The organism is Mesorhizobium sp. M1428, from assembly GCF_040317515.1.
In the GTDB taxonomy this organism is placed as follows: Bacteria; Pseudomonadota; Alphaproteobacteria; order Rhizobiales; family Rhizobiaceae; genus Mesorhizobium.
Genome location: NZ_JAMYKT010000002.1, coordinates 85,728 through 106,650, shown reverse-complemented (window position 1 = coordinate 106,650; position 20,923 = coordinate 85,728). Strand labels below are relative to the sequence as shown.

Sequence of the window (20,923 nt, the reverse complement as noted above, 5' to 3'; positions counted from 1 at the left end):
GAAATTCCGGGCCGTTTCCAACAAGATGCGTGAGCATCCGGGAACGGCCTGAAATGTGCAATCTTTACAATATCACGACCAGCCAGGAGGCCATCCGCCAGTGGACACGCGCCCTGCGTGACATCCTTGGCAATCTCGAACCCTCCATCGACATCTATCCCAACCAGCCAGGCCCGGTGGTGCGCAACGCGCCGGACGGCGAACGCGAATTGGCCAATCTGCTGTGGGGCATGCCGACGCCACTGGAGCGGGTGAAGGGCAAGGCCGACTACGGCACCACCAACATCCGCAATCCGCAATACGGCCATTGGCAGCAATATCTCGGCATCGAGAACCGCTGCGTGGTGCCCGTCACCAGCTTCGCCGAGCCCAGCCCGACGCCCGGCGACAAGGACCCCGAGACCGGCATCCAGCGCAACTACTGGTTTGCACTCGGCGAGGACCGCCCGCTGTTCTTCTTTGCCGGTCTGTGGACGCATTGGCAGGGCATTCGCAAAGTCAAGGACGGCCCCGGCGATCACCAGGTCTATGGCTTCATGACGACCAGGCCCAACGCGCTGGTCGCGCCGATCCACGAGAAGGCGATGCCGGTGATCCTGACCACGCCGGAAGAAACCGAGACCTGGCTCACCGCGCCGTGGTCGGAGGCGAGGCACCTGCAGCGCACGGCGCCCGATGATGCGCTGGTGATCGTCGACAAGCCGGCGACACAGATCAAGTTTCCGCAGCAGGCGCCGGCGCAAGGTCGATGAACTGCGTCCTCACCGTCGTGTCCTTGCGGCTGCATCGCTTGCACCTGAACCTGATCGCTTCCAGCGGCTTGTTCCAGCCCACCACCTGGGCCACGTCATTCGCCCTGAAGCGCCCGACATGATAGCAGTGGCCGCACTCCACGATAAGCAGCATGTTGGCCTTGGCGGCACGTCCAACGCTGTCCATCGGCCCGGCCATGGCTCATTTCTGGGTCGAGTAATCCTCGGGCAGGGGAAGCAGGCCAAGCTCCGCCATCCGATAATCGGGCTCCTTCTCCGCTACGCTGGCCAGCACCTCGTGCAACTTCTCGACAAGCCCGCAAAGCTGCCAGAACAGCTCGCCATGCGCCTTCAGATGCAGCTGCGACGACAGCACCGTCCGGCGCAGGCTCAAAGCGTCCCTGATGATCGCCTCCGCATCCCTCGCCGACAGCCTGTCAAACCGGCTTTTTCGTCTGCCCATCGCGGCTCTCCTCGATTTGTGAGCAACCGCCCCACCCACTGACAAATAGGAAGGCATTCCTCGCAGAGTCAATTCGCTCTTGACATTTTTGTTCCCGTTTTGTTCAATTTCAACAGGAACGCTGGAGGCACCGCCATGGACCACATCGTGACACTGGACAGCCGCCAGGAGGCTGCGCTGCAGGCAATCGCCGACAGGTTCATTGCCCAGCATAAGGGCGATGCGGTGAAGGCGCTCAAGGAGATGATCGTGCTGAATGGGAATTTGCAGGAACGGCTGGATGCGGTGGAGGGAGCGCGCCGGGCGAAACGGTAAGATGGGGAAAATGGCCAAAACTCAATCTAAAAAATTGCTCGACTGCTATACGATTCTAGCGAGCGGCAACTCGCCGATCGAACGTTCTAATCTTACTATGGGGCTTTTGGGGTGTTCAGTAAAAAAACTGTTTTTATAGTCGGTGCCGGCGGCAGTCGCGAGGTCGGCTTGCCCATGGGCGAGGAACTCAAAGGCATCATTGCAGAGAAAGTGCGAATACAATTCAAGAATGGCTATGAACAATCGGCGGGCGACTTTACCATAAGCGACGCGCTTCGCAAAATAGTTGCCGCTACTGGAAAAAATGACATCAACCCTTATCTTCACGCGGGTTGGAGCATTGCCGATGGGATGCCGCAGGCCCCCTCAATCGACAATTACCTAAACACCCACAGCGACGACGAGAAGGTCGTGCTTATGGGCAAGCTCGGGATCGCCATGTCGATCCTGCACGCCGAAAAAGGGAGCAAGATTTTCTGCAACCCTCAGGTGAGCGATAGAATCCTCTTCGGCAGCATACCTGAAAGCTGGCACGCAACCTTTTGCAAGATTCTGATGGAAAATGTGAAGCGTTCCAACATTGAAAATATGTTCGACGATGTGGCTTTCATAACATTCAACTATGATCGCTGCATCGAGCATTATCTAGCTCAGGCGCTGGCCAACTACTTGCGTATGCCACACAATGAGGCACAGGCCTTGGTGAACCGTGTCAATATCATTCATCCCTACGGACAGGTTGGTAGGCTGCCGTGGCAAACAAACGCCGGACAAGGTGTGCCGTATGGGGCGCTACCGCACTCAGCAAACCTTGTAGAAATAGCCGCTCAGATAAGGACATTCACCGAGCGCGTGGACGATGACACGATGCTTGAGCGAATGCGCGGAGTTATCGCGGAAGCCGAAATGGTCGTTTATTTGGGCTTTTCCTACGGCGACATGAACATGGAACTGATGAGCATCCGAGAGGAAGTTACGCCAAGGCACGTACTCGGCACCAGCTTTGGACTGTCCCATTCCAATAAGCGCGTCATTGAGAGGGACATCCGCAACGCCATGGGGCCAACCTCAATCGCCGTCACGAGCCTCGAGCTAGCGGACATGACCTGCAATGATCTTTTGAACGCCTACCAGCGGTTTATATTGCGTGGGTAATGCGCCGCTGGAGAGCCTAGAGGGACGTGCACACAGGCTCATGCGGCTCCGAAAGTAACTGGTGCAGTGTGCCGTGACGGTCCTTCAGCCAAGCGGCATATGTGGCTGCAAATGGGGTAGTGAGCTGCGGCAGCGCGACCGCCAGCCAGTTTTTGTATTCGTCTAAGGGCAAACACATCCCCGCCATTAGAGCGGCTGGCTTGTCCCATTCGCTAAGCGAGCCGAGCTGCGTCTTAAGTGCTCGGAAATATGCACGGTCGTTCGCCAGACCCCGGAAAAAGAAATTCGAACGACGCTCGATTATGCTCCTGTTGAAATCGTAGGACTGCCAGTCGGAAAGAGAAACCGGCAGTGAGCCGTCAACAAACAGATTCAACAGCCACGATCTGACATAAGCAAGGTCCGAATAGGGTGACATAGCAAGCAACGCTATAACCCTGGCCTTTACGAGCTCGGCAGGGAAATTATCCTGCTTTGACGCCGCGCTCAGGGCGAGGCAATACTCGCGGGGTACATAATAAAGCAGGTCAGCATGCTTATCGAGCAGTCGGACTGCATCGATGTCTGGCAAGAACCGAAGCGCCCGGAGGATGGCCTTGAAAACCGACAGATCGGCGCCTTTTTTGTCACCTATCTCATCCAGCCTATCCAGTAAAAATTCTGCCGAAATGAACGGATTCGTGATAATGTCCTCGTCCTCTGGCTCGTCATCGTCGCCATAGCTCAAGGTTATAAAGGCCCGCATCTTTTCCATCTCAGCGGTGGTGAACACGTCTTGCAGGCGCGCCTTCGAAGAACGCTCCATCTCTTTGACTGTCGTCAACTTCGTTTTCGTCACATTCAAGGACAGCCCCTCGGTGACCATTAGATGTTCAGCAAGCCGACACAGGATGGAATGAGCTTCCATCCCGGCAGGTACAGCAATGCGAAAATCATCCACGTATCTGGTGAATTTGACGCCCATGTTCTTCAAGAGCATGTCTGTATCGTTCAGCAGACATTCAGCTAGCAGGCGCGAAGCGGTGCTCCCGACAGGCAGGCCGTAGGACTGCCTGGCACGGGTTGTCTTAATTATCTTCTTCACCAGATCAGACGGCCCCTTGGGGCATCCAGCATCCTGCAGGACATTCTCAATCCGGTGAAAGTATATCCGCTGATAGAAGTCGGAAATATCAGTAACAATCGCTGGACGATCCTCTGCAAACGGATTCTCTGGTCCACTCAGTCCGGAGAGATGAGCCAACCATTGGTGATAGCCGCGCGCGGGCTCAAATATCCTTAGAGACTCGCCTTCAGAGAAACGATAAGCAAACGCCTCGTTTTCATCCTTCGGAAGTCGAGCCGATTCTAGGTAAGGAGCACAATCCAGAAGCCCAGCAAGGTAGATTACGTTATCGGATGCAGTAAGCTGGTGGGCAATCCTGAACCCGAGCCACGATTTGGGGGTCAGGGTTTCTACAACACCGACCGGCATGTATTGTCCGATGTTTAGATTTTCGCAGTCTTTGGCGATGGTCCCGGGCCGCTCGAGAAAGCATCGCATCTCAGGTAGGCGCGGAAAGAGGTCGGTATCTCCAAATGATCCCAAGTGATTGATCGCGCGCCGAACGCTCGCCTCGGAAATCATTGAGCTACCCCCCGAAATAAGAAGCGGACTATAAGACGGTGATTTTGGGAGAGCAAACACGCCCACGCGAGCGCGAGCGGGTCATGTCTAGATGCCCGACAGCCGCGCGCCTATCTATCAGCGCCCGCCTACTCGCACTGCCTGTGGGGCCGCCGGAATAGGGCTGATAGCTGTTGTCTCCCGGCCGATAGGAGCGCTAGCGGCTGAAGCAATATTGCACGTGGTGGGGCGGAAGCCAGGCGGCGCCGGCTTCCTGCGACGGAACCTAGCCGTCCATTGGCAACGTGTCGCTCGCTTCGACATAGCTGGCGCCATCGTCGGGAGGCTGTGCGGCGCAGCGCCGGCATCGAGATACGGCGAGATGCAGGGGCGCTGCTCTCTGCTGTAGGGCGTGTAGTGGTCGTCGCTTGGCCTGTAGCAGCGGTAGTGGCTTCGCGACGGCTTGTTGCGGCTGGATTCACGTTCCGCCAGCCATCCGGCGCAACTGCTTGGCGGGCACCGGCCACCAACGCCCCTCAATGCCTCTTGAAATACTGCACCTCGCGTTCGTGCTTCTCGGCGGCCTCGCGGGTATCGAAGGTGCCGAGATTGCGGCGCTTGCCGGTCTTTTCGTCCTTCTTGCGCGAATAGAGGCGATATTTTCCGTCTTTGAGTTTTCTGATCATCTGTCACTCCCCGAGCCGCTGCTTCCCCTTGAGGTTGCGCGCGGCTTGTTCGATCGCCGCCCTGTCGTTTCCCAGCCTGTCGATCAGCTCCTGCGCCTGTTTGCCCGATATGCCGGTGCGCACCGCCAAAGCCTCCACCGTCAACACGTCGGAGCTCGCGACCTCGCGGGTTTCCGGCAGGGCATCGCCTGCCGTCAGTGGCAGGGCTGCCTCCCTGTCGATCTCGGCCTCGGCCCGGTGCCAGTGCCGCTCGGGATCGCCATGGATTCCGCCTTCGCGTTCCCAGATCTGGTATGCGCGCTCACGAATCTTGTCTTCCCGGTCGTCGCCCATGTTGATTTCTCCTTTGGGTATCGGATGAACGCCGTGCCAACCCGAACGATCCAAGAAATCTGCGTGATCGTTGGGTGGGGTCGCACAAGGCGCCATGCACTGCGGTCGCCAGCCACCCCGGCCCGCGCTACTCGCACTGCCGGCGCGGCCCGCCGGAGTAAGGCTGATAGCTATTGTCTTCCGGCCGATATGACCGGTAGCGGCTGAAGCAGTATTGCATATGGTCGGATGAGAACTCGGCGGCGCCGGGTTCGTCCGATGGCGGGTAGCCCTCCACCGACGACGTATCGCTCGCCTCGACGTAGCTGCCGTCATCGGTGATGTCGAGATAGGGCGAGATGCAGGGGCGCTGTTGTCCGCTGTAGGAAGTGTAGCGGTTGTTGTCCGGCCGGTAGGAGCGATAGCGGCTTGCGCACCATTCGACATGAGCGGCGGGCAGCGCTTGCTGCTCTTCCGCTGGTGGCTGGATAGAGCCGGTGGCGGTGGTGTCGGCTGTCGAAGCCGCGGGGGTGTCGGCGGGTTTGGAGGTGCGGTCAACTTCCGAGGTGCGAACGGGAGCCGGGCGGGCCGGGAGGCGTTCGAGGCGCTGCGAGGCCGGGTTTACCGGGCGCGGATCCTTGGCCCACAGTTCGACGACGCTGGAGACCGGGGCGGCCGGCCGCACCGGCTTGGCTATCAGAAGCCAGGTGGCGAACGCCAGGCCGCTGGCGAACACGGCGAGCGTCAGCACGAAGCCGCCAAAGATTGCGAACAAAGCTTTCATACCGCGCTCCTTCGCCCCCCGGTTAAGGAAATGCGGGGGCGGGGAATCCGGTTCCAGGAAAGAGCGCGGAGCAGGGGCACTCAAAGGAAGGCCCCTCTCCGTCACGGCTTCGCCGCGACACCTCTCCCCGCTTCGCGGGGCGAGGAATCCAAGGCCTTTTATGCTTTCAGTGCAGGCCGAATTCGCGCAGCAGTTCTTCGCGGTAGCGCACGAAGCGGCTTTCGCTGCGCTCGCGCGGGCGGGGCAGGTCGATGTCGATCAGCCGCGCCGCGCCGCCTTTCTCCTTGGGCAGGATCAGCACGCGGTCGGCGAGGTAGATCGCTTCCTCGAGGTCGTGCGTCACCATCACCATGGTGACGTTCTCCTCGCTCCAGATGCGCGCCAGTTCCTCCTGCATTCCGATCTTGGTCATGGCGTCCAGCGCGCCCAGCGGCTCGTCGAGCAGCAGGATTTCGGGCTGCACGGTCAGGGCGCGGGCAATGCCGACGCGCTGCGCCATGCCGCCCGACAGTTGCCTTGGGAAAGCATCGCTGAATTCGGCGAGGCCGACGAGCGCGATATAGAAGCGCGCCCGTTCCTCGGCCTCGACCTTCGGCACGCCGCGCACTTCGAGGCCGAAGGCGACATTGCCGAGCACCGTCAGCCAGGGCAGCAGGCGCGGTTCCTGGAAGATCACCGCGCGCTCGGCACCGACGCCGTGCACCGGCTTGCCGTCGATGGCGACACCGCCGCTGTCCGCGGCCTCCAGCCCGGCAAGAATGCGCAGCAGCGTGGTCTTGCCCGATCCGCTGGCGCCGACGATGACCAGGCATTCACCCGAGCGGATGTCGAGGTTGAGGGTCCTCAGCACGGCAAGCGAACGCCCACCGATGCTGAACGATTTGGACAGGTCGCGTATCCTGACCTCACCGCCGCTTGTGCTGCTCATCGTGCTCGTCTCCCAGCTGATTGCCTTGCCGGTTGGCCTTGTCAGTTGGTCTTGGTTTCGCCGGGCCGGTAGAGGATATCCGCTGCCTTCAGCTTACCCTTTGCCAGGCGGCCGTCGCGCTCGAGCACGCTGACCCAGAAGTCGATGTCGCGGTCCGTCGCCTTGGCCCCCTGGCGCAGCCCGAAGCCGGTCCAGTAGCGCGCCAGCTCGCCGTTTTCGCCGCGCTTGTCGAGGATTGTCGCGAGCACTTTGCGCGCTTCGTCGGGGTTCTGCAGCGACCAGTCGGAGGCGCGCGCCGATTGCTCGACGAAATTGCGGGCGGCGTCGGGATGCGCCGCGATGAAGTCGCGCCTGAGCACGACGAAGCCGCCGGCCAGTTCGCCCAGCACGTCGGTGTCGTTGAACACGCCACGCACGCCGCCATTGTCGACCAGGGCGCCGGCAAACGTCGCCTGCCAGTAGCCGAGAGCCGCGATGTCGACCTGGCGGGAGCGCAAGGTCTGCTCGAGCTGCGGTCCGGGGACGACGACGAGATTGGCGGCATCCGGCGATAGGCCGACGCTGTGCAGCGCCTCGCGCACGGTGTAGTCGAGATGGGCGCCGAGCGTGTTGACGGCGATGGTCTTGCCGGCAATGTCGGCGATCGATTTGATCGGGCTGTCGTCGAGCACGTAGAAGACGCTGCGCACCTTGCTGTTGATGCCGTTGCTCGGATAGACGGCGACGAAGTCGTTGCCGCCGGAAATCGAATTGATCACGGCGGCGGTCGCGGCCGAGCCGATATCGACGCTGCCGGAGGCGAGCGCGAACAGTGATTCCGGGCCGCCGCCGGAATAGCCGACATTCTCGACCTCGATACCGAGGCCTTTGAAATAGCCGAGCTCGCCGGCCAGCTCATGCGGAGAGATGCTGCCACGGCTGGCGAGGGAGCGGAACTTGACGGGTTCCGCTTCGGCAAGGGCCAAGCGCGGCAGGCCGGCGGCGAGAAGGCCGGCGGCGAAGGGCGCGCCGGCAAGCAGGGAACGGCGGGTGATTTTCATGATGCGTGTCTTTCCTGATTTGAGTTCTGCCTGGTTGAGATTGGTAAAAGCGGGTGGTCAGTCGACGGCATTGCTCCAGCGGCAGAGCCGCCGCTGCAGGCTGACCAGCGCCTGGTTGGCGATCAGGCCGAGGCCGGCGAGGATGACGATTGCCGCAAACATCAGCGGGATCTGGAAGTTGTACTGCGCGTTCATCACCTGAAAGCCGATGCCCTTGTTCGCGCCGATCATTTCGGAGGCGATCAACAGCAGCAGCGCCGTGGTGGCGCTGAGCCTCAATCCGACAAAGATCGACGGCACGGCGCCGGGCAGCACGACACGGTGGAAGACGGTGAGCTGCCTGGCGCCATAGACCCGGGCCATCTCCAGCAGTTTCGGATCGACCTGCTTGACGCCGCCGATGGTGTTGAGCAGCAGCGGAAACAGCGTCGCCCAGAAGATGACGAACACCTTGGACGCCTCGCCAAGCCCAAGCAGCAGGATGAACACCGGATAGAGCGCCAGCGCCGAGGTCTGGCGGAAGACCTGCAGGATGGGATCGAGCGCGGTCTCGACCGCGCGCACCTGGCCCATGAACAGGCCAAGCGGGATGGCGACCAGCACGGCGGCCGCGAAGGCGAGACCGGCGCGCTGCAGGCTGATGGCGATGTCACCGAGCAGAGTGCCGCCGGCCAGCCCCTTCCAAAGTGCCGCGACAATCGTATCGATCGGCGGCAGCACGGCCGTATTGACCCACCCGGCGCTGCTCGACACTTGCCAGATTGCGAGGAAAGCAATGAGGACGCCGTAGCGCGACAGGAAGCGGATGCCTGCCCGGCCGCCGTGGCGCAGGAAGTCCGTGCCGAGGCTTGTCGTGCTGTCACGCGTGCCGAGGCTGGCGGCCTGTTCGATGTGCTGCAAGGTCATCGTCTTGCCTCTCGCTTCGAGGGTAGTGGGCTTCGTGGAATTATTCGGCGGCCAGCACGGCCGAGCGGGCGGCGGTCCACGGGTTTTCCGGCCGCCTGAGGCCGAGATTCTCGCGCAGGGTCCTGCCTTCATAGGCGGTACGGAACAGGCCGCGGCGCTGCAGTTCGGGGATCACCAGCTCGACGAAGTCGTCGAGCCCGCCGGGCAGCCAGGGCGGCAGGATGTTGAAGCCGTCGGCGGCTTCGTTGCCGAACCATTCCTCCAGCTGATCGGCGACCTGCACAGCACTGCCGATGACGGTGTAATGGCCGCGGGCCGTTGCTACCCACTGGTAGAGCTGGCGGATGGTGAAGTTGTGCTCGTCGGCAATCTGGCGGATCAGCGCCTGGCGGCTCTTCATGCCTTCGGTTTCCTTGCTCGGCGGCAGCGGGCCATCAAGCGGATAGCCCCTGATGTCGAGCGTCTGGCCGGCCAGCCCATTAAGCAGGGCGACGCCGTCATCGGGCAGGATGAGATCGTTCAGCTGCTGGTATTTGGCGCGCGCTTCTTCTTCGGTGCGGCCGACGAAGGGTGCCACGCCCGGCATGATCAGCACCTGCTCGGGATCGCGGCCGACGGCCGTCACGCGCGCCTTGATATCGCGATAGAATTCCTGTGCCGACGCCAGGTTCTGATGGGCGGTGAAGATGATTTCCGCCGAGTGGGCGGCGAGCTTGCGGCCGTCTTCCGATTGCCCCGCCTGCACCACCACCGGGTGCCCCTGCACGGGGCGTGGCACGTTGAGCGGACCCTTAACGCTGAAATGCGGGCCCTTGTGGTCGATGTCGTGAAGCTTGTCCTTGTCGTAGAAGCGCCCCGATTCCTTGTCGCGGATGAAAGCATCGTCCTCCCAGCTGTCCCACAGCGCCTTGACCGTCTCGACATGCTCATGCGCGCGGGCATAGCGCTCGGCGTGGGCAGGCTGCGTCTCACGATTGAAGTTGCGCGCGGTTTCGTCGCCGGCCGAGGTAACGACGTTCCAGCCGGCCCGGCCATTCGACAGAAGGTCGAGCGAGGCGAACTTGCGGGCGAGCGTATAGGGCTCCTCATAGGTGGTCGAGGCGGTGGCGATGAAGCCGAGATGCGTGGTGAGCGGCGCCAGCGCTGCAAACAGCGTTACCGGCTCGAAGCCGGCGATCTTGGCGTTGCCGCCTTCGCGGGCGCCGAGCCCGACCGTCAGATTGTCGGCCAGGAAATAGGCGTCGAACAGGCCGCGCTCGGCGGTCAGGGCAAGCTGCTTGTGGAACTCGAAATTGGTGGCGCCGTCGGCCGGCGCATCGGGGTGACGCCAGGCGGCGATATGCTGTCCGCCGCCGGGCAGGAAGGCGCCAAGTTTGATTTGCCTGGATTTGGTGGATCTGGTCATCGCGGCGTGCTCCTGGATGGATCGGAAAGGGGATCTCGGGTCAGTGGTGCGTTCAGGCGGCGAGGCCGACGCGATGGGGCACTCCGGTTACCCGGCATGCCTCGGCGACCGCCTGCCGGGCGCGGGCGTGGATGGCTTCCGACACCAGCACGCCATTGGCAAAATCCTTGTCGGAGGCGTAGATCGCGGTCGGCACAGTCAGCGCCTCGAAGAAGCCGAACAGCGGCCGCAACTGGTGCTCGACGATCAGCGAATGGCGCTCGCCGCCGCCGGTCGCGGCGAGGATGACGGGCTTGCCCCGCAGCGATGACGGATCGAGCAGGTCGAAGAAGTGCTTGAAAAGCCCGGTATAGCTGCCTTTGAAAGTCGGCGAGCCGGCCACCAGGATGTCGGCGCCGAGCAGCCGTTCGACGATGTTGCGCGCCGCCGGGTCGAGGTCGCCGAGGCGCCTTGCCTGCGGCAGTGACGCGCCAAGATCCTCGATGTCGAAGACGGCCGAGGCCGCGCCGATGCTTTCGGCGGCTTGCCCGACGATGTGGCTGACGAACGCCTTGGTCTTCGAGGGCCGGGTCAAATTGCCCGACAGCCCTACAACGAGCTTCTTCGACATTCCAGGCTCCCTCTCAAACGCTCAATTTTTAAGATCTTGGGTCTAGCGATCTATTTTAAGTCTAGAGAGTTTGTAGAATTAAAAGAGCGAGAAAATTTCAAAAGCAGGGGGATGAGCGAACTGAGTTTGCGGCACATCGCCCGCAATTGGTTCATTCCATGCGGCGTAGCGCGCCGGCGCAGCGCATCGACCAGCGATGCAAAGGCCTGGCAGCACCTTGTCCCGCGGGCTCAGTGAGTCAGGCCAATTTGATTCAAATCCGGCTGTGGATATTTGCTTTTGGGTAAAATGAGGCGGTCATCTTGCCGGCCGGCGGGCAACAGGGAGAAGCCTATGACAAGCGACTTTGCCGCCGCACACCTCCACCTCGAACGAGCCTGCCATTATTTGAGCGGCGACGACGAGACGAGCCGCACGGCTCGTGCGGCTCTGGATCTCCTGATCGATGCAATTGTCGCGGCGCAATACAAGCGGCCCACGGGCGACGTTGTGGAATTTCCAAGACCGGCAAAGCTGGGACAATCCGCAAGCGGGAACGGGTAATCCAACCGGCGGCGTCCCTTTGCTTCCGCCCGATCACATGAACCAGGTTGCCACCAGGCCGATCGTCGCCGAGAAGATGGCGGCGGTCGTTGCCCAACCGAGTATATTGGTGCTGCGGCTGTTCACCTGGTCCCCCATGATCCTGTGGCTGTTCGTCATCAGCATGATGAGCAGCAGCAAGGGCGGCGTCGAGAAGCCTTGAACGATGCCGGACCAGACCAGCGCCTTCATCGGATTGAAGCCGAGAAAGTTCAGGCCAGCGGCGATCGCCGTAAAAAAGCCGATGGCGAGATAAAATTTGGGGGCCTCCCGAGCCCGGGCGTGCAGGCTGTTTTTCCAGCCGATGGCTTGTGCCACGTCATAGGCAGCGCCGGTGGTCATGACAGGAACCGCTAGGAAACCGACGCCGATCACGCCTGCTGCGAACAGGACGCTTGCGGCCTGGCCGGCGAGCGGGCGCAGCGCCTCCGCGGCTTGCGCAGCCGTGTCGATATCGTGATGGCCCGCCTTGTAGAGCGTAGCACCCGTCGACAGGATGATGAAATACATGATGAGATTTGAAAACATCATGCCGATGAGGATGTCCCGGCGAGAGCGACGGAGTTCGCTGTCGGTGGCGCCCTTCCTTTGGCTGAGCGTTGTCCGGCCCTGGGCAATCTCCTCCTCGACCTCCTCATTGGACTGCCATGTGTAGAGATAGGCGGACAGCGTGGTGCCGATGATGGCGACCAGGATCGACAGGAACTCGCGGTTGAATTCGATCTTCGGAAGCAGCGTTCCGCGCAGCACTGCCGCGGCGTCCGGCTTGGCCAGAATGGCGGCACCGACATAGGCGAGCAGCGCCAGCGCCAGCCAGCGAAAGATGTTGCGGATCAAAGTATAGGAGCCGAAGACCTGGAGAGCGAAGATGATGGCAGCGACGAACAGCACGATCAGCGGGATGGGAAGCGGCACGAATATGTTGATCGCCGCCGCCATTCCACCAAGATCCGCCGCTGCCTCGATGGTGTTGCCGATAAGCACACCCAACAGCACCGACCAAAGCAGCCACCACGGGTAGAAGTCCTTGATGACGTGGAACAATCCGCGCCCCGACACCTGGCCGAGCTTCGACGACAGGTAGACGACCGCGTACATCATCGGCAACGTCACCGGAGCAGTCCAAAGCAGGTCGGGTCCGAAGCGGGCGCCGGCGCTGGCATAGGTGCCTATCGCGGAACAATCGTCGTCGGCCGCCCCGGTTATCAGTCCGAGGCCGAGCGCTCGTCCTATGCCGCCTTGCCTCTCCTCCGGTGGGATGGAACGATCGGAACCGGCCTGCCTCATTGCGACCGGACCGGGTTGCGAACGAACGACGCGGCCCGCCATGCAACAATGGTAAGGATCGGTCGCGGCGCTGGTCTCATTTTGCTTTCCTTCAACAACTTGCCCAAACCCGGCGCGCCATGACTTGTTCCGCGACGACGGGGGCAGGGGTTTTGCCTCAGGCAAGAAAGTTCAGGTTGACCGCTTCCGAACGCGAAGCGACTATCGGTGCGAGGCGAAGATTGCAGGAGGAAGTGCAATGGACGAGCCCGGTCAGTGGCGCCACATGTCGAGCGCGCCAAGGGACGGCAGCAGAATCCTTGTCACGGTTCGGCCGTCCGAACAGGGTCCGGCCGAGGTCGACATGGCTTACTGGGCCCGCGCCGATCAGTTCGGCAGCGAAGGCTGGCGCGCTTCCGATTCGTCTCCAGGACGCATCGTCGAATATGCCGAACCCGAACTGAAGTGCTGGATGCCGCTGCCGTCGGCCAATCTCAGCAAGGGATCGATGCCGAGCCCCTGGGAAGGGGAAGATGTGCCGCTGGTGGATGGCTCGGGGATATAGGCTGGAGGAAAGGGTAGTTTTGATCGCTGGCGGGACAGCACCCCCCTCTGTCCGGCAGGACAGAGGGGGTGTGAAGGAATGCCAACGTCCCGGTTGGCCGCCTCGTTAGAACAAAAACGCAGCCGTGGCGGGGTTCGGGCCGGTGCGGCCGTCGGGCGAATCCATGCCCCTGATAAGCTCGAGGTCCTTCGCTTCCAGCTCGAAATCGAAGACATCGAAATTGGCGGCGATGCGATCCTGGTGGATCGACTTTGGAATGACGATCAGCCCTTCCTGAAGGTGCCACCTGACGATCGTGTGCGCCACCGACTTGCTGTGTTTCCTGGCGACGCTTTCAAGCGTCGGATCGCTCAACAGTCGGCCGCTGCCCAACGGGCTCCAGCTCTCGATTCGGATGTTGTGCCTGTCATGGAATTCGCGTTTGTCACGCTGCTGGAAGCGGGGGTGGAGTTCGATCTGGTTGACGGTCGGCGTGACGCCGGTCTCGCCGATGATCCGTTCGAGGTGGTCCTGGTTGAAGTTCGAAACGCCGATCGACTTGATCCGGCCTGATTGCCTGAGTTCGATCAGCGTCTTCCAGGCCTCGACATATCTGTCCCGGCTGGGCACCGGCCAATGGATCAGGAACAGGTCGATCTGCTCGATGCCGAGCTTGCTCATCGTCTCGTCGAACGCGCGCAAGGCGGCGTCGCGCTGATGTGCGCCGTTGCGCAGTTTCGAGGTGATGAACAACTCGCTTCTCGGCACGCCGGCCGAGCGGATTGCCTGCCCGACACCTTCCTCATTCTGATAGCCTTCGGCGGTGTCGATCAGTCGGTAGCCGGCCTCGATTCCCCAGCGCACCACCTTGGCGGTGATGGCTGGATCGACCTGCCACACGCCGAGGCCGATTTGCGGAATGGCGGAGCCGTCGTTCAATCTGATTTGTTCAGGTCTATTCAGGGTAATCTGTTCAGGCATGTTCAGGTCCTTCTGCATCGTTCCGCCCGGCGCACGCTCTATCTAGTCTGGATGGCCGCGAAAGCCAGTCGATATCAGGAGAATGTGAGGAGACGGACGTGAAGCGCTGATCCTCCGCTTCGGGCCGACAGCTCTCTGTGACCCACGGATTCCAGGGAACTCTATACAGGACGACCCCGCTGTCGCGGATTCTGTGGTATTCTGTGGACTATCCGAGGAGGCGACTGCGTTGACCAACAGCTTGGAAGCCGAAGGGGCAAGAGACTGGTCGCCCCTGCTGATCGCGGCAGAAAAAGGCGATGCGGAGGCGGTTCGATCGGAATTGGCGGCTGGCGCCGACATCAATCAGTCGGACGACGGCGGCTGGTCTGCACTTCACCTTTCAGCCCTCAATGACCGCACAGCGGTGGTCGAGGTGCTGATCGAAGACCCGGAAATCGACGTGAATTCCAGAAACAAGTGGAAGAGCACGCCCTTGAGCCTTGCGTCGGCCAAGGGACATTACGCGTGTATCTCAGTCCTCATGAGACACCCCCGAATAGAGGTCAACGCGCGAGCTGACTACTACGGCAGAACGGCTCTTATCGAGGCGGCGAAGAACGGGCATCTCGAAGCCGTCAGGTTGCTCGTGGAGAATGGCGCGGAAGTAAACCTGACCGACAAGACGGGGAGAAACAACGCGCTCATCGAGGCTATCAAGGGGCGGCACTACGAGATCGCGGAATACCTGCTGGATTCTAGGAAAGTGAGCTTTGTCAACAAGGAGATGAGGCTAAACGCCCTGATCTGGGCTGGCAGCTGCCACAACCCTCAGCTTATCGAAAAGCTGGAAACCGCGATCCACAGTTTCTTCGACGGCAAGTAAGGGCCTCGCCCTTACTGTCGCGGGGCGCGTCCGTGCCTCCGTCACGTCGACACGCTCGATCGCGCAAACGGCCCCGCGGCGCTTCCCACGAATTATTCAACCAAACGGTTGACGATCCGAAGCTGCGCGTCTATATTCAACTACATGGTTGAATTAGAGACGCCTCAGATGGATGCGGTTTTTCACGCCCTTGGCGACGCCACCCGGCGGCACATGCTTCGCGATCTCGCCGATGGCGAGAAAACGGTAAGCCAGCTGGCGGAACCCTTCGCGATGTCGCTCGCGGCCGCCTCCAAGCACATCAAGACGCTGGAGAATGCAGGGCTTATTCGTCGAGAGGTGCGGGGCCGCACGCATCTGTGCCGACTAGCTCCCGGACCGCTGGCCAGCGCCCATCAGTGGCTCAGCTTCTACGAGCGCTTCTGGACGGGGCGTCTCGATGTTCTCGAACGCCTCCTTCGCGAGGAGGACGCACGCAAAGCCCAGGAAGAGCCCAGGAAATCGCCCAACTCAGAAGAAGGAGACGAGCAATGAACCAGATGAGAAGCATCGACGCCTATGGCGAGCTGAGCGAGCCCGCCACGTTCACCATCCAGCGCCTTTTGCCCGGACCCATCGAGCGCGTCTGGGCCTATCTCACCGAGAGTGACCTGCGCCGGCAATGGATGGCCGCGGGCCAGATGGAAATGAAGGCGGGCAGCTCGTTCGAATTGGTCTGGCGCAATGACGAGCTGACGGACCCGCGTGGCCAGCGCCCCGCGGGCTTTCCCGAAGAGCATCGGATGGAGGGCCGGATCACCGAACTCGATCCGCCGCGCAAGCTTTCCATCACCTGGGGAAACACCGGCGGCGTCTCCTTCCTGCTGGAGCCGAAGGGGAGCGATGTGCTGCTCACCGTCGTCCATCGGCGCCTGCCGGAACGTGCAATCCAGCTCAACATCACGGCCGGCTGGCACATGCACCTCGACCTGCTGGCCGCCCGCCTGGCGGGCAAGACGCCGACCTCGTTCTGGGACGGCTGGACCCGCCTGCGGGAAGAATACGACCGCCGCCTGCCGGCCTGATGTGACTCGCGGCGGCCATCCCTGAGGTCGCCGCCAGCAACACGAAGCAACGATGAGCCGATGAAACGTGCTTGCATCCCGCAAGCCTGATGGAGGAAGTCATGCGTAAATTGATCGCTGGAATGAAAATTTCCGTCGACGGCAAGATGGAGGGACCCGAGGGTTACGCCGATTGGGTCGACGCGTGGTCGGACGAATACGGCCTGACACCGCAAATCGACGCCTGCCTGCTTGGCAGCGTCATGTACGCCGGCTACGAGCGCTACTGGAGCGCCATCCAGCACGAGCCCGACAAGCCGCTGCCGATGACCGGCAAATTGCCGAAGCCGGCCGAGCTCGAATGGGCCCGCTTCGCCGCACAGACCCCGCATTATGTGCTGTCGAACACAATGACTTCGGCGGCCTGGCCAAAGACGCGCTTCGTGCGGAATTTCGAGGATATCGCTGCGCTCAAGCAGCAGCCCGGCAAAGACATCTACCTTATGGGCGGTGCCCGAATTACCGCGAGCCTTATCGATGCCGGGCTGGTCGATGAACTCAGGCTGATCGTCTATCCCCTGCTCGCCGGTGAAGGAAAGGCGCTGTTTGGGACGGCGAAAAATCGTCGTGGGCTCGAACTGCGCAAGGTCGAACAGCTGTCGCACGGCCGCGTCGGGCTGGTCTACGGGATCGGCTAAAGCGACGCGCCTTAGGTTCTTCTTTATGCACGTCGTTATCGCAAAACCGCCGCACACCCTCGGGTCAAGCCCGAGGGCATGCTTTTGCGCGACATCCATTAGCGCCGACGTCAGGCAACGATACCGCAGCAGGCCCAGGCGACATTGGCAAAGGACCTAGGGCCGTCGGGCCGGCCGGCCTCGTAGGCGTCGCGCATGGCGGCGTCGGTGCGCGCCCGCTCTTCCGGGTCGAGCGTGGCCACATACTTGCCGAGCGGCCCTTCGCCCGCGGCAATCGGCGCCCAGTAATCGTCGAAGTTTTGATAGTCCATGCGGATCATCAGCTCGGTCTCCGTGACGTCGCGGAGACCTTGCCCGACAAAGGTCCGTTTCATTTCACCCGGCTGCATCATCGGCTGGGCGCAATAGCGGGCACGCAGCTGGCGTCCGCCTTCACTGAGCACCGCCACCGTGTCGATCATCATGCGCATCCCCGGCATGCCGCCGAGATGGTCCCATACCGTCGCCGCGACCACGCCGCCCGGCCGCACGACGCGGCGCATCTCAGCGACTGCCTTGCCGGCTTCGGGCACGAAATGGAGCACGAGCAGCGCCAGGGCACGGTCGAACGCGCCGTCCTCAAAGGGCAGGGCGCAGGCATCCGCCTGACGGATTTTTATCCGCGGATCGGAGTTGCGCCGGATTGCCTCCTCGACAAAAACGGCCGAAAAGTCGATCGCAGCGACCTGACGGAGGTCAGCGGCCTTGACGAGCGCGAAGGTCAGGCTGCCGGTACCGCAGCCGACGTCGAGGATCTTTTCGCCGTCCTTGAGACCCGCGAAGCCGATGAACAGCGGCGCGAGCCTTTGGCTCCAGCGGCCCATGAGCTGCTCATAGCCGGCAGCATGGTGAACGTTGAAACTTGAAGTCATCGAAGGCTCCTCCCAAGGCCGTATGCTAGACTTCGGCGGCCGCTGACGAAAGCCACTTTTGGCGCGTGTTGGTTCGGTCACCCGGGGCGCGCGAAGACATCACCGGCCGGATTTGACGGCGCCGGCCAGCCAGCCTCCGTGCCTCGACCACCTATTCGGCGGGCAACCCGCGGCGTTTCAATTCGCTGCGCGGCACCGGATTTCCGACACGGAAGGCGAAGGAAATGACTTTCGTCGCGTCCGGATCGACCTCGCAACGAAAGCTCAGGTCGTACCACTGCCCGTTTGCAGGGAACGGCGCACTGGCGACGTTCATGACCGTGCCGGCCTTCAGCCGATACTCAAGCAAGCTGTCTGGGAAATAGGGAGGCGACGCGTGCACCAATTGCTGCGCGAGTTCCGTGTTGCAGAGCTGACCGATCCGCACGGCGCGCGGCACATTTTTCATGGCGGTTGTCGCTACCGGATCACCGGTTGCTGTTTGCGAGAACAATCTTTTCGCTTTTTCAAGCTTCAACGGCTTTTGCACTTTGGCGACATCCGCAGACTTGGGCTTCGGCGGCTGTGATGCGCCAGGCGGCGGAGCCTGGTCTTTCCCCTCGACCGCAGTCACGGCAGGTGGCTGCGCAAGATCTTGTTTATTGGGATCTTGCGGCGCCGGCGGTTGTTCCGAACCATCCTCCGCACTGTTGCCGTCCAGAGACTTGCGAGGACCGGCGTCCTTCTCACCGAATTGGAAGACAGGTCTCTGCGCGGCGACCTCACGGCTCGTTGGGGTCTCGACCTTTGCTTTCGGCGGCTTTTCGGGCTTGGCCGGTTTCGCGGGAGGCGGAGGTTTGGCTTTCTCCGATGGTTTGGGCGGCGGCACCAAATCCACCCCGATGGCCTGCTCCTTCTGCGGTTGCGGGGGCGACACCGGCAGTGCGGACAAAAGAAGCGCGGCGGCGAGCAAATGCAGGACCGCGGAGGCAGGCAAGGCCCACCTGAATACCTGGCGCTGATCCCGTATCTCGTCCCTCATCGTGACCGGTGTGTGGAATGAAATATTGGCGGCATCAAGCATCGATGCCGCCAGACGTCGAAATAACCCGTTGCGAATCGAAAGTCGGCGGCTGCAATACGGCGCGTCATCCAATCGTCTGGCGTCGGCGTCCGCGCAGGGGACCGGGCCAGCACCGCATGCAGCAAGTCGTCATTTCAAGCGGCTAGCAGACACGCCCTGCCGGCACGGTGTCGCCGATTGAAATCACAGGGAAACCGATAGCCCGCCGTCGACCGCCAGCACGTGCCCGTTGACGTACGCGGCAGCGTCGGAGGCGAGAAATACCACGGCTCCGCCGAGCTCCTCAGGCTGGGCCCAGCGGCCCGCGGGGGTTCGTGCCTCGACCCATTTGGTGAAGGCTTCGTCGCGCATAAGTGCGGTGTTGAGCTCGGTGGCGAAATAGCCAGGGGCGATGGCGTTGACGGTGATACCGTGACGGCCCAGCTCAGCCGCAGTGGATCGTGTCAGCCCGTGCAGGCCCGCTTTTGCCGCCACATAGGCGTGAATGGTGGGACGGCCAAGGATCGCTGCGACCGATCCGGTGTTTATTATGCGCCCGAACTTGTTTGGCAGCATCAGGCGCACCGCGTCGCGCATCATGCGGAAGCAAGCCGACAGATTGACGGCAACCACATGGTTGAAATCCTCGTCCTCCCATTCGACCAGCGGTTTACGATGCTGGATGCCGGCGTTGTTGACCAGAATGTCGAGGCGGCCGTGGCGTTCGACGATTCCTTCGAGCGACGCCCTTGAGATCGCCGCGTCGGTGACATCGAACGGCAGGGCTTCTGCACCGATCCTTTCGGCGGCCGCGGAAAGGACGGCCATGTCGCGGGCATTGACGATCACCGTCGCGCCGTTTTCCGCAAGTGCCTTGGCCATGGCAAAACCAAGACCACGCGAGGCACCCGTGACCAATGCGACACGGCCCTTGAGCGAGAACAATTCCGGCATTGAGATCCCCTATGAAAAGGGCGGGAGTTTCCTCCCGCCCAAAAGCACTATTTGGCGACGCAGGTGTCGGCTGTCTCCGGAGTGCAGACATCGAGGCCCGTGTAGGTCGGGTCGGCCGGCGGAGCCTTGCCCTCCTTCATGTCCTTCAGCGCCATCATCGTCTTGTAGCCCATCTCGAACGGCCGCTGGCCGACCTGGCCAAGGGAGAAACCTTCCTTCATCTGGTCGATCTGTACCGGAAGCGTATCGGCAACGACAAGGGCCAGGGCCTTCGAGGCGATCTTGTCCTTGTACGGTGCGACGGCGGCGCGGTTGGCATCGGGGATGAACTGCGGGAAGCCGCCGGTTGGGACGAATGCGTCGAGGTTCGGGTTTTTCGCCATGATATCCTCGAACTGTTGCACCGAAAGCGGGAAATCATCGTTGGTGTAGAGCGGGCAGCCTTCGATTTCGGTCCAGCCGTTCTGGCCGGTCAGCCGATCCCCGGGCGAGGCTGCCGATTTGGTGCCCGAAAGCGTATCGCGAATGCCTTGCATGCGCTCGTTGTGGTTGGCCGCCGCGGCGCCGCCCGACTGGATGCAGATCGTGCCGCCTTTTGGCTTGATCTGCATGACAAGCTTGGCAAGGTTCACGCCGATCTCGTAATTGTGGGTCCCGATATAGGCAACGCGCAGATCCTTGTTTTCGGGCAGGAGATCGGAGTCCCAGGTGAGGACCGGGATGCCGGCATCCTTGGCGGCCTGCAGCGCAACCGCCATCGCCGCGGCGTTCGAAGGCGAGACGGCGATGCCGTCCACCTTCTTGGCCACGAGATCCTGCACGATCTGCACCTGCTCGTCGCCGCCGCCATGTTCGCCGGGGCCGATATACATGCACTCCACCGCGCCTTTGGATTCGGCTTCGGCCTTCTTGCAGCCGTCGCGTGCCTGGTCGAAGAAAGGATTGTTCATGTTCTTCGGCACCAGGGCAAAAGTGTATTTCGCCTGGGCGCCGGAAACGGCGAGCACCATTGCGCCAAGCGCGACGGCGGCCGTCAGCAGATGTTTTTTCATGTGACGTTCTCCTCCTTGGTGTG

The 20,923-nt window shown here is 61.8% G+C and carries 25 protein-coding genes; 8 read left to right on the top strand and 17 right to left on the bottom strand.

What is annotated here, in order from left to right:
• Positions 1 to 53 precede the first annotated feature (53 nt).
• Positions 54 to 752 (top strand): SOS response-associated peptidase, encoded by a 699-nt coding sequence (locus NKG60_RS03825; protein WP_352974119.1) that lies wholly within the window; start codon positions 54 to 56, stop codon positions 750 to 752.
• Here the strand turns inward: NKG60_RS03825 and NKG60_RS03820 are convergent.
• Both NKG60_RS03820 and NKG60_RS03815 read right to left on the bottom strand, forming a co-directional pair.
• Complete coding sequence (locus NKG60_RS03820; protein WP_352974117.1) at positions 715 to 951, bottom strand: hypothetical protein; 237 nt, start codon at positions 949 to 951, stop codon at positions 715 to 717. The genes NKG60_RS03825 and NKG60_RS03820 overlap by 38 nt on opposite strands.
• A gap of 3 nt (positions 952 to 954) precedes the next feature.
• Entirely contained in the window at positions 955 to 1,215 is a 261-nt protein-coding gene (locus NKG60_RS03815) for a hypothetical protein (RefSeq protein ID WP_352661649.1), read from the bottom strand.
• Positions 1,216 to 1,350: 135 nt separating this feature from the next.
• Here NKG60_RS03815 and NKG60_RS03810 point away from each other — a divergent pair, with 135 nt between their 5' ends.
• Positions 1,351 to 1,530: a hypothetical protein gene (locus NKG60_RS03810; RefSeq protein WP_352661646.1), complete on the top strand. Its 180-nt coding sequence runs from the start codon at positions 1,351 to 1,353 to the stop codon at positions 1,528 to 1,530.
• 111 nt (positions 1,531 to 1,641) lie between these two features.
• A complete protein-coding gene (locus NKG60_RS03805; protein WP_352661643.1) occupies positions 1,642 to 2,685 on the top strand; it encodes a hypothetical protein in 1,044 nt (347 codons plus the stop codon).
• A gap of 16 nt (positions 2,686 to 2,701) precedes the next feature.
• Here NKG60_RS03805 and NKG60_RS03800 read toward each other — a convergent pair whose 3' ends face one another.
• The 10 genes from NKG60_RS03800 to NKG60_RS03750 form a co-directional block, all read right to left on the bottom strand.
• Positions 2,702 to 4,312, bottom strand: a complete 1,611-nt coding sequence (locus tag NKG60_RS03800; RefSeq protein WP_352661640.1) for an RNA-directed DNA polymerase — start codon at positions 4,310 to 4,312, stop codon at positions 2,702 to 2,704.
• A gap of 515 nt (positions 4,313 to 4,827) precedes the next feature.
• Positions 4,828 to 4,977 carry a hypothetical protein gene (locus NKG60_RS03795; RefSeq protein WP_023677295.1) on the bottom strand — a complete coding sequence of 50 codons (150 nt, stop codon included), beginning with the start codon at positions 4,975 to 4,977 and terminating at the stop codon, positions 4,828 to 4,830.
• Between the two features lie 3 nt (positions 4,978 to 4,980).
• Positions 4,981 to 5,310 (bottom strand): DUF2934 domain-containing protein, encoded by a 330-nt coding sequence (locus NKG60_RS03790; protein WP_352661637.1) that lies wholly within the window; start codon positions 5,308 to 5,310, stop codon positions 4,981 to 4,983.
• A 127-nt stretch (positions 5,311 to 5,437) separates the two neighbouring features.
• On the bottom strand, positions 5,438 to 6,073 hold the full coding sequence (locus NKG60_RS03785; RefSeq protein WP_352661634.1) for a BA14K family protein: 636 nt from the start codon (positions 6,071 to 6,073) through the stop codon (positions 5,438 to 5,440).
• A gap of 166 nt (positions 6,074 to 6,239) precedes the next feature.
• On the bottom strand, positions 6,240 to 7,001 hold the full coding sequence (locus tag NKG60_RS03780; RefSeq protein ID WP_352661631.1) for an ABC transporter ATP-binding protein: 762 nt from the start codon (positions 6,999 to 7,001) through the stop codon (positions 6,240 to 6,242).
• A 41-nt stretch (positions 7,002 to 7,042) separates the two neighbouring features.
• Positions 7,043 to 8,041, bottom strand: coding sequence for an ABC transporter substrate-binding protein (locus tag NKG60_RS03775; RefSeq protein ID WP_352661628.1), 999 nt, complete (start codon positions 8,039 to 8,041; stop codon positions 7,043 to 7,045).
• Positions 8,042 to 8,098: 57 nt separating this feature from the next.
• Positions 8,099 to 8,947 carry an ABC transporter permease gene (locus tag NKG60_RS03770; protein WP_352661625.1) on the bottom strand — a complete coding sequence of 283 codons (849 nt, stop codon included), beginning with the start codon at positions 8,945 to 8,947 and terminating at the stop codon, positions 8,099 to 8,101.
• A gap of 40 nt (positions 8,948 to 8,987) precedes the next feature.
• Positions 8,988 to 10,352 carry an LLM class flavin-dependent oxidoreductase gene (locus NKG60_RS03765; protein ID WP_352974115.1) on the bottom strand — a complete coding sequence of 455 codons (1,365 nt, stop codon included), beginning with the start codon at positions 10,350 to 10,352 and terminating at the stop codon, positions 8,988 to 8,990.
• Positions 10,353 to 10,404: 52 nt separating this feature from the next.
• Positions 10,405 to 10,962, bottom strand: coding sequence for an FMN reductase (gene msuE / locus NKG60_RS03760; RefSeq protein ID WP_352661619.1), 558 nt, complete (start codon positions 10,960 to 10,962; stop codon positions 10,405 to 10,407).
• Positions 10,963 to 11,538: 576 nt separating this feature from the next.
• The gene (locus NKG60_RS03750) at positions 11,539 to 12,831 is read right to left on the bottom strand and encodes an Nramp family divalent metal transporter (protein WP_352661613.1); all 1,293 of its coding nucleotides are present in this window, start codon (positions 12,829 to 12,831) and stop codon (positions 11,539 to 11,541) included.
• Positions 12,832 to 13,069: 238 nt separating this feature from the next.
• On the opposite strand from NKG60_RS03750, the gene NKG60_RS03745 reads away from it, so the two are divergent.
• On the top strand, positions 13,070 to 13,375 hold the full coding sequence (locus NKG60_RS03745; RefSeq protein WP_023677305.1) for a hypothetical protein: 306 nt from the start codon (positions 13,070 to 13,072) through the stop codon (positions 13,373 to 13,375).
• A gap of 105 nt (positions 13,376 to 13,480) precedes the next feature.
• Here the strand turns inward: NKG60_RS03745 and NKG60_RS03740 are convergent, their stop codons facing one another.
• The gene (locus NKG60_RS03740) at positions 13,481 to 14,335 is read right to left on the bottom strand and encodes an aldo/keto reductase (RefSeq protein WP_352661610.1); all 855 of its coding nucleotides are present in this window, start codon (positions 14,333 to 14,335) and stop codon (positions 13,481 to 13,483) included.
• A gap of 229 nt (positions 14,336 to 14,564) precedes the next feature.
• Between NKG60_RS03740 and NKG60_RS03735 the strand changes: the two genes are divergently transcribed.
• From NKG60_RS03735 to NKG60_RS03720, 4 genes are all read left to right on the top strand, one after another.
• Positions 14,565 to 15,200 (top strand): ankyrin repeat domain-containing protein, encoded by a 636-nt coding sequence (locus NKG60_RS03735; RefSeq protein ID WP_352661607.1) that lies wholly within the window; start codon positions 14,565 to 14,567, stop codon positions 15,198 to 15,200.
• Positions 15,201 to 15,344: 144 nt separating this feature from the next.
• Entirely contained in the window at positions 15,345 to 15,734 is a 390-nt protein-coding gene (locus NKG60_RS03730) for an ArsR/SmtB family transcription factor (protein ID WP_352661603.1), read from the top strand.
• Positions 15,731 to 16,264, top strand: a complete 534-nt coding sequence (locus tag NKG60_RS03725) for an SRPBCC family protein (protein WP_352661600.1) — start codon at positions 15,731 to 15,733, stop codon at positions 16,262 to 16,264. The genes NKG60_RS03730 and NKG60_RS03725 overlap by 4 nt, the downstream gene beginning before the upstream one ends.
• Positions 16,265 to 16,365: 101 nt before the next feature.
• Positions 16,366 to 16,941 carry a dihydrofolate reductase family protein gene (locus tag NKG60_RS03720; RefSeq protein WP_352661597.1) on the top strand — a complete coding sequence of 192 codons (576 nt, stop codon included), beginning with the start codon at positions 16,366 to 16,368 and terminating at the stop codon, positions 16,939 to 16,941.
• 110 nt (positions 16,942 to 17,051) lie between these two features.
• Here the strand turns inward: NKG60_RS03720 and NKG60_RS03715 are convergent, their stop codons facing one another.
• From NKG60_RS03715 to NKG60_RS03700, 4 genes are all read right to left on the bottom strand, one after another.
• Positions 17,052 to 17,852 (bottom strand): class I SAM-dependent methyltransferase, encoded by an 801-nt coding sequence (locus NKG60_RS03715; protein ID WP_352974111.1) that lies wholly within the window; start codon positions 17,850 to 17,852, stop codon positions 17,052 to 17,054.
• 151 nt (positions 17,853 to 18,003) lie between these two features.
• Positions 18,004 to 18,915 (bottom strand): DUF930 domain-containing protein, encoded by a 912-nt coding sequence (locus NKG60_RS03710; RefSeq protein ID WP_352867563.1) that lies wholly within the window; start codon positions 18,913 to 18,915, stop codon positions 18,004 to 18,006.
• 183 nt (positions 18,916 to 19,098) lie between these two features.
• Positions 19,099 to 19,848, bottom strand: coding sequence for a glucose 1-dehydrogenase (locus NKG60_RS03705; RefSeq protein WP_352974109.1), 750 nt, complete (start codon positions 19,846 to 19,848; stop codon positions 19,099 to 19,101).
• A 47-nt stretch (positions 19,849 to 19,895) separates the two neighbouring features.
• Positions 19,896 to 20,900, bottom strand: a complete 1,005-nt coding sequence (locus NKG60_RS03700; RefSeq protein ID WP_352564173.1) for a sugar-binding protein — start codon at positions 20,898 to 20,900, stop codon at positions 19,896 to 19,898.
• Between the last annotated feature and the right edge of the window lie 23 nt (positions 20,901 to 20,923).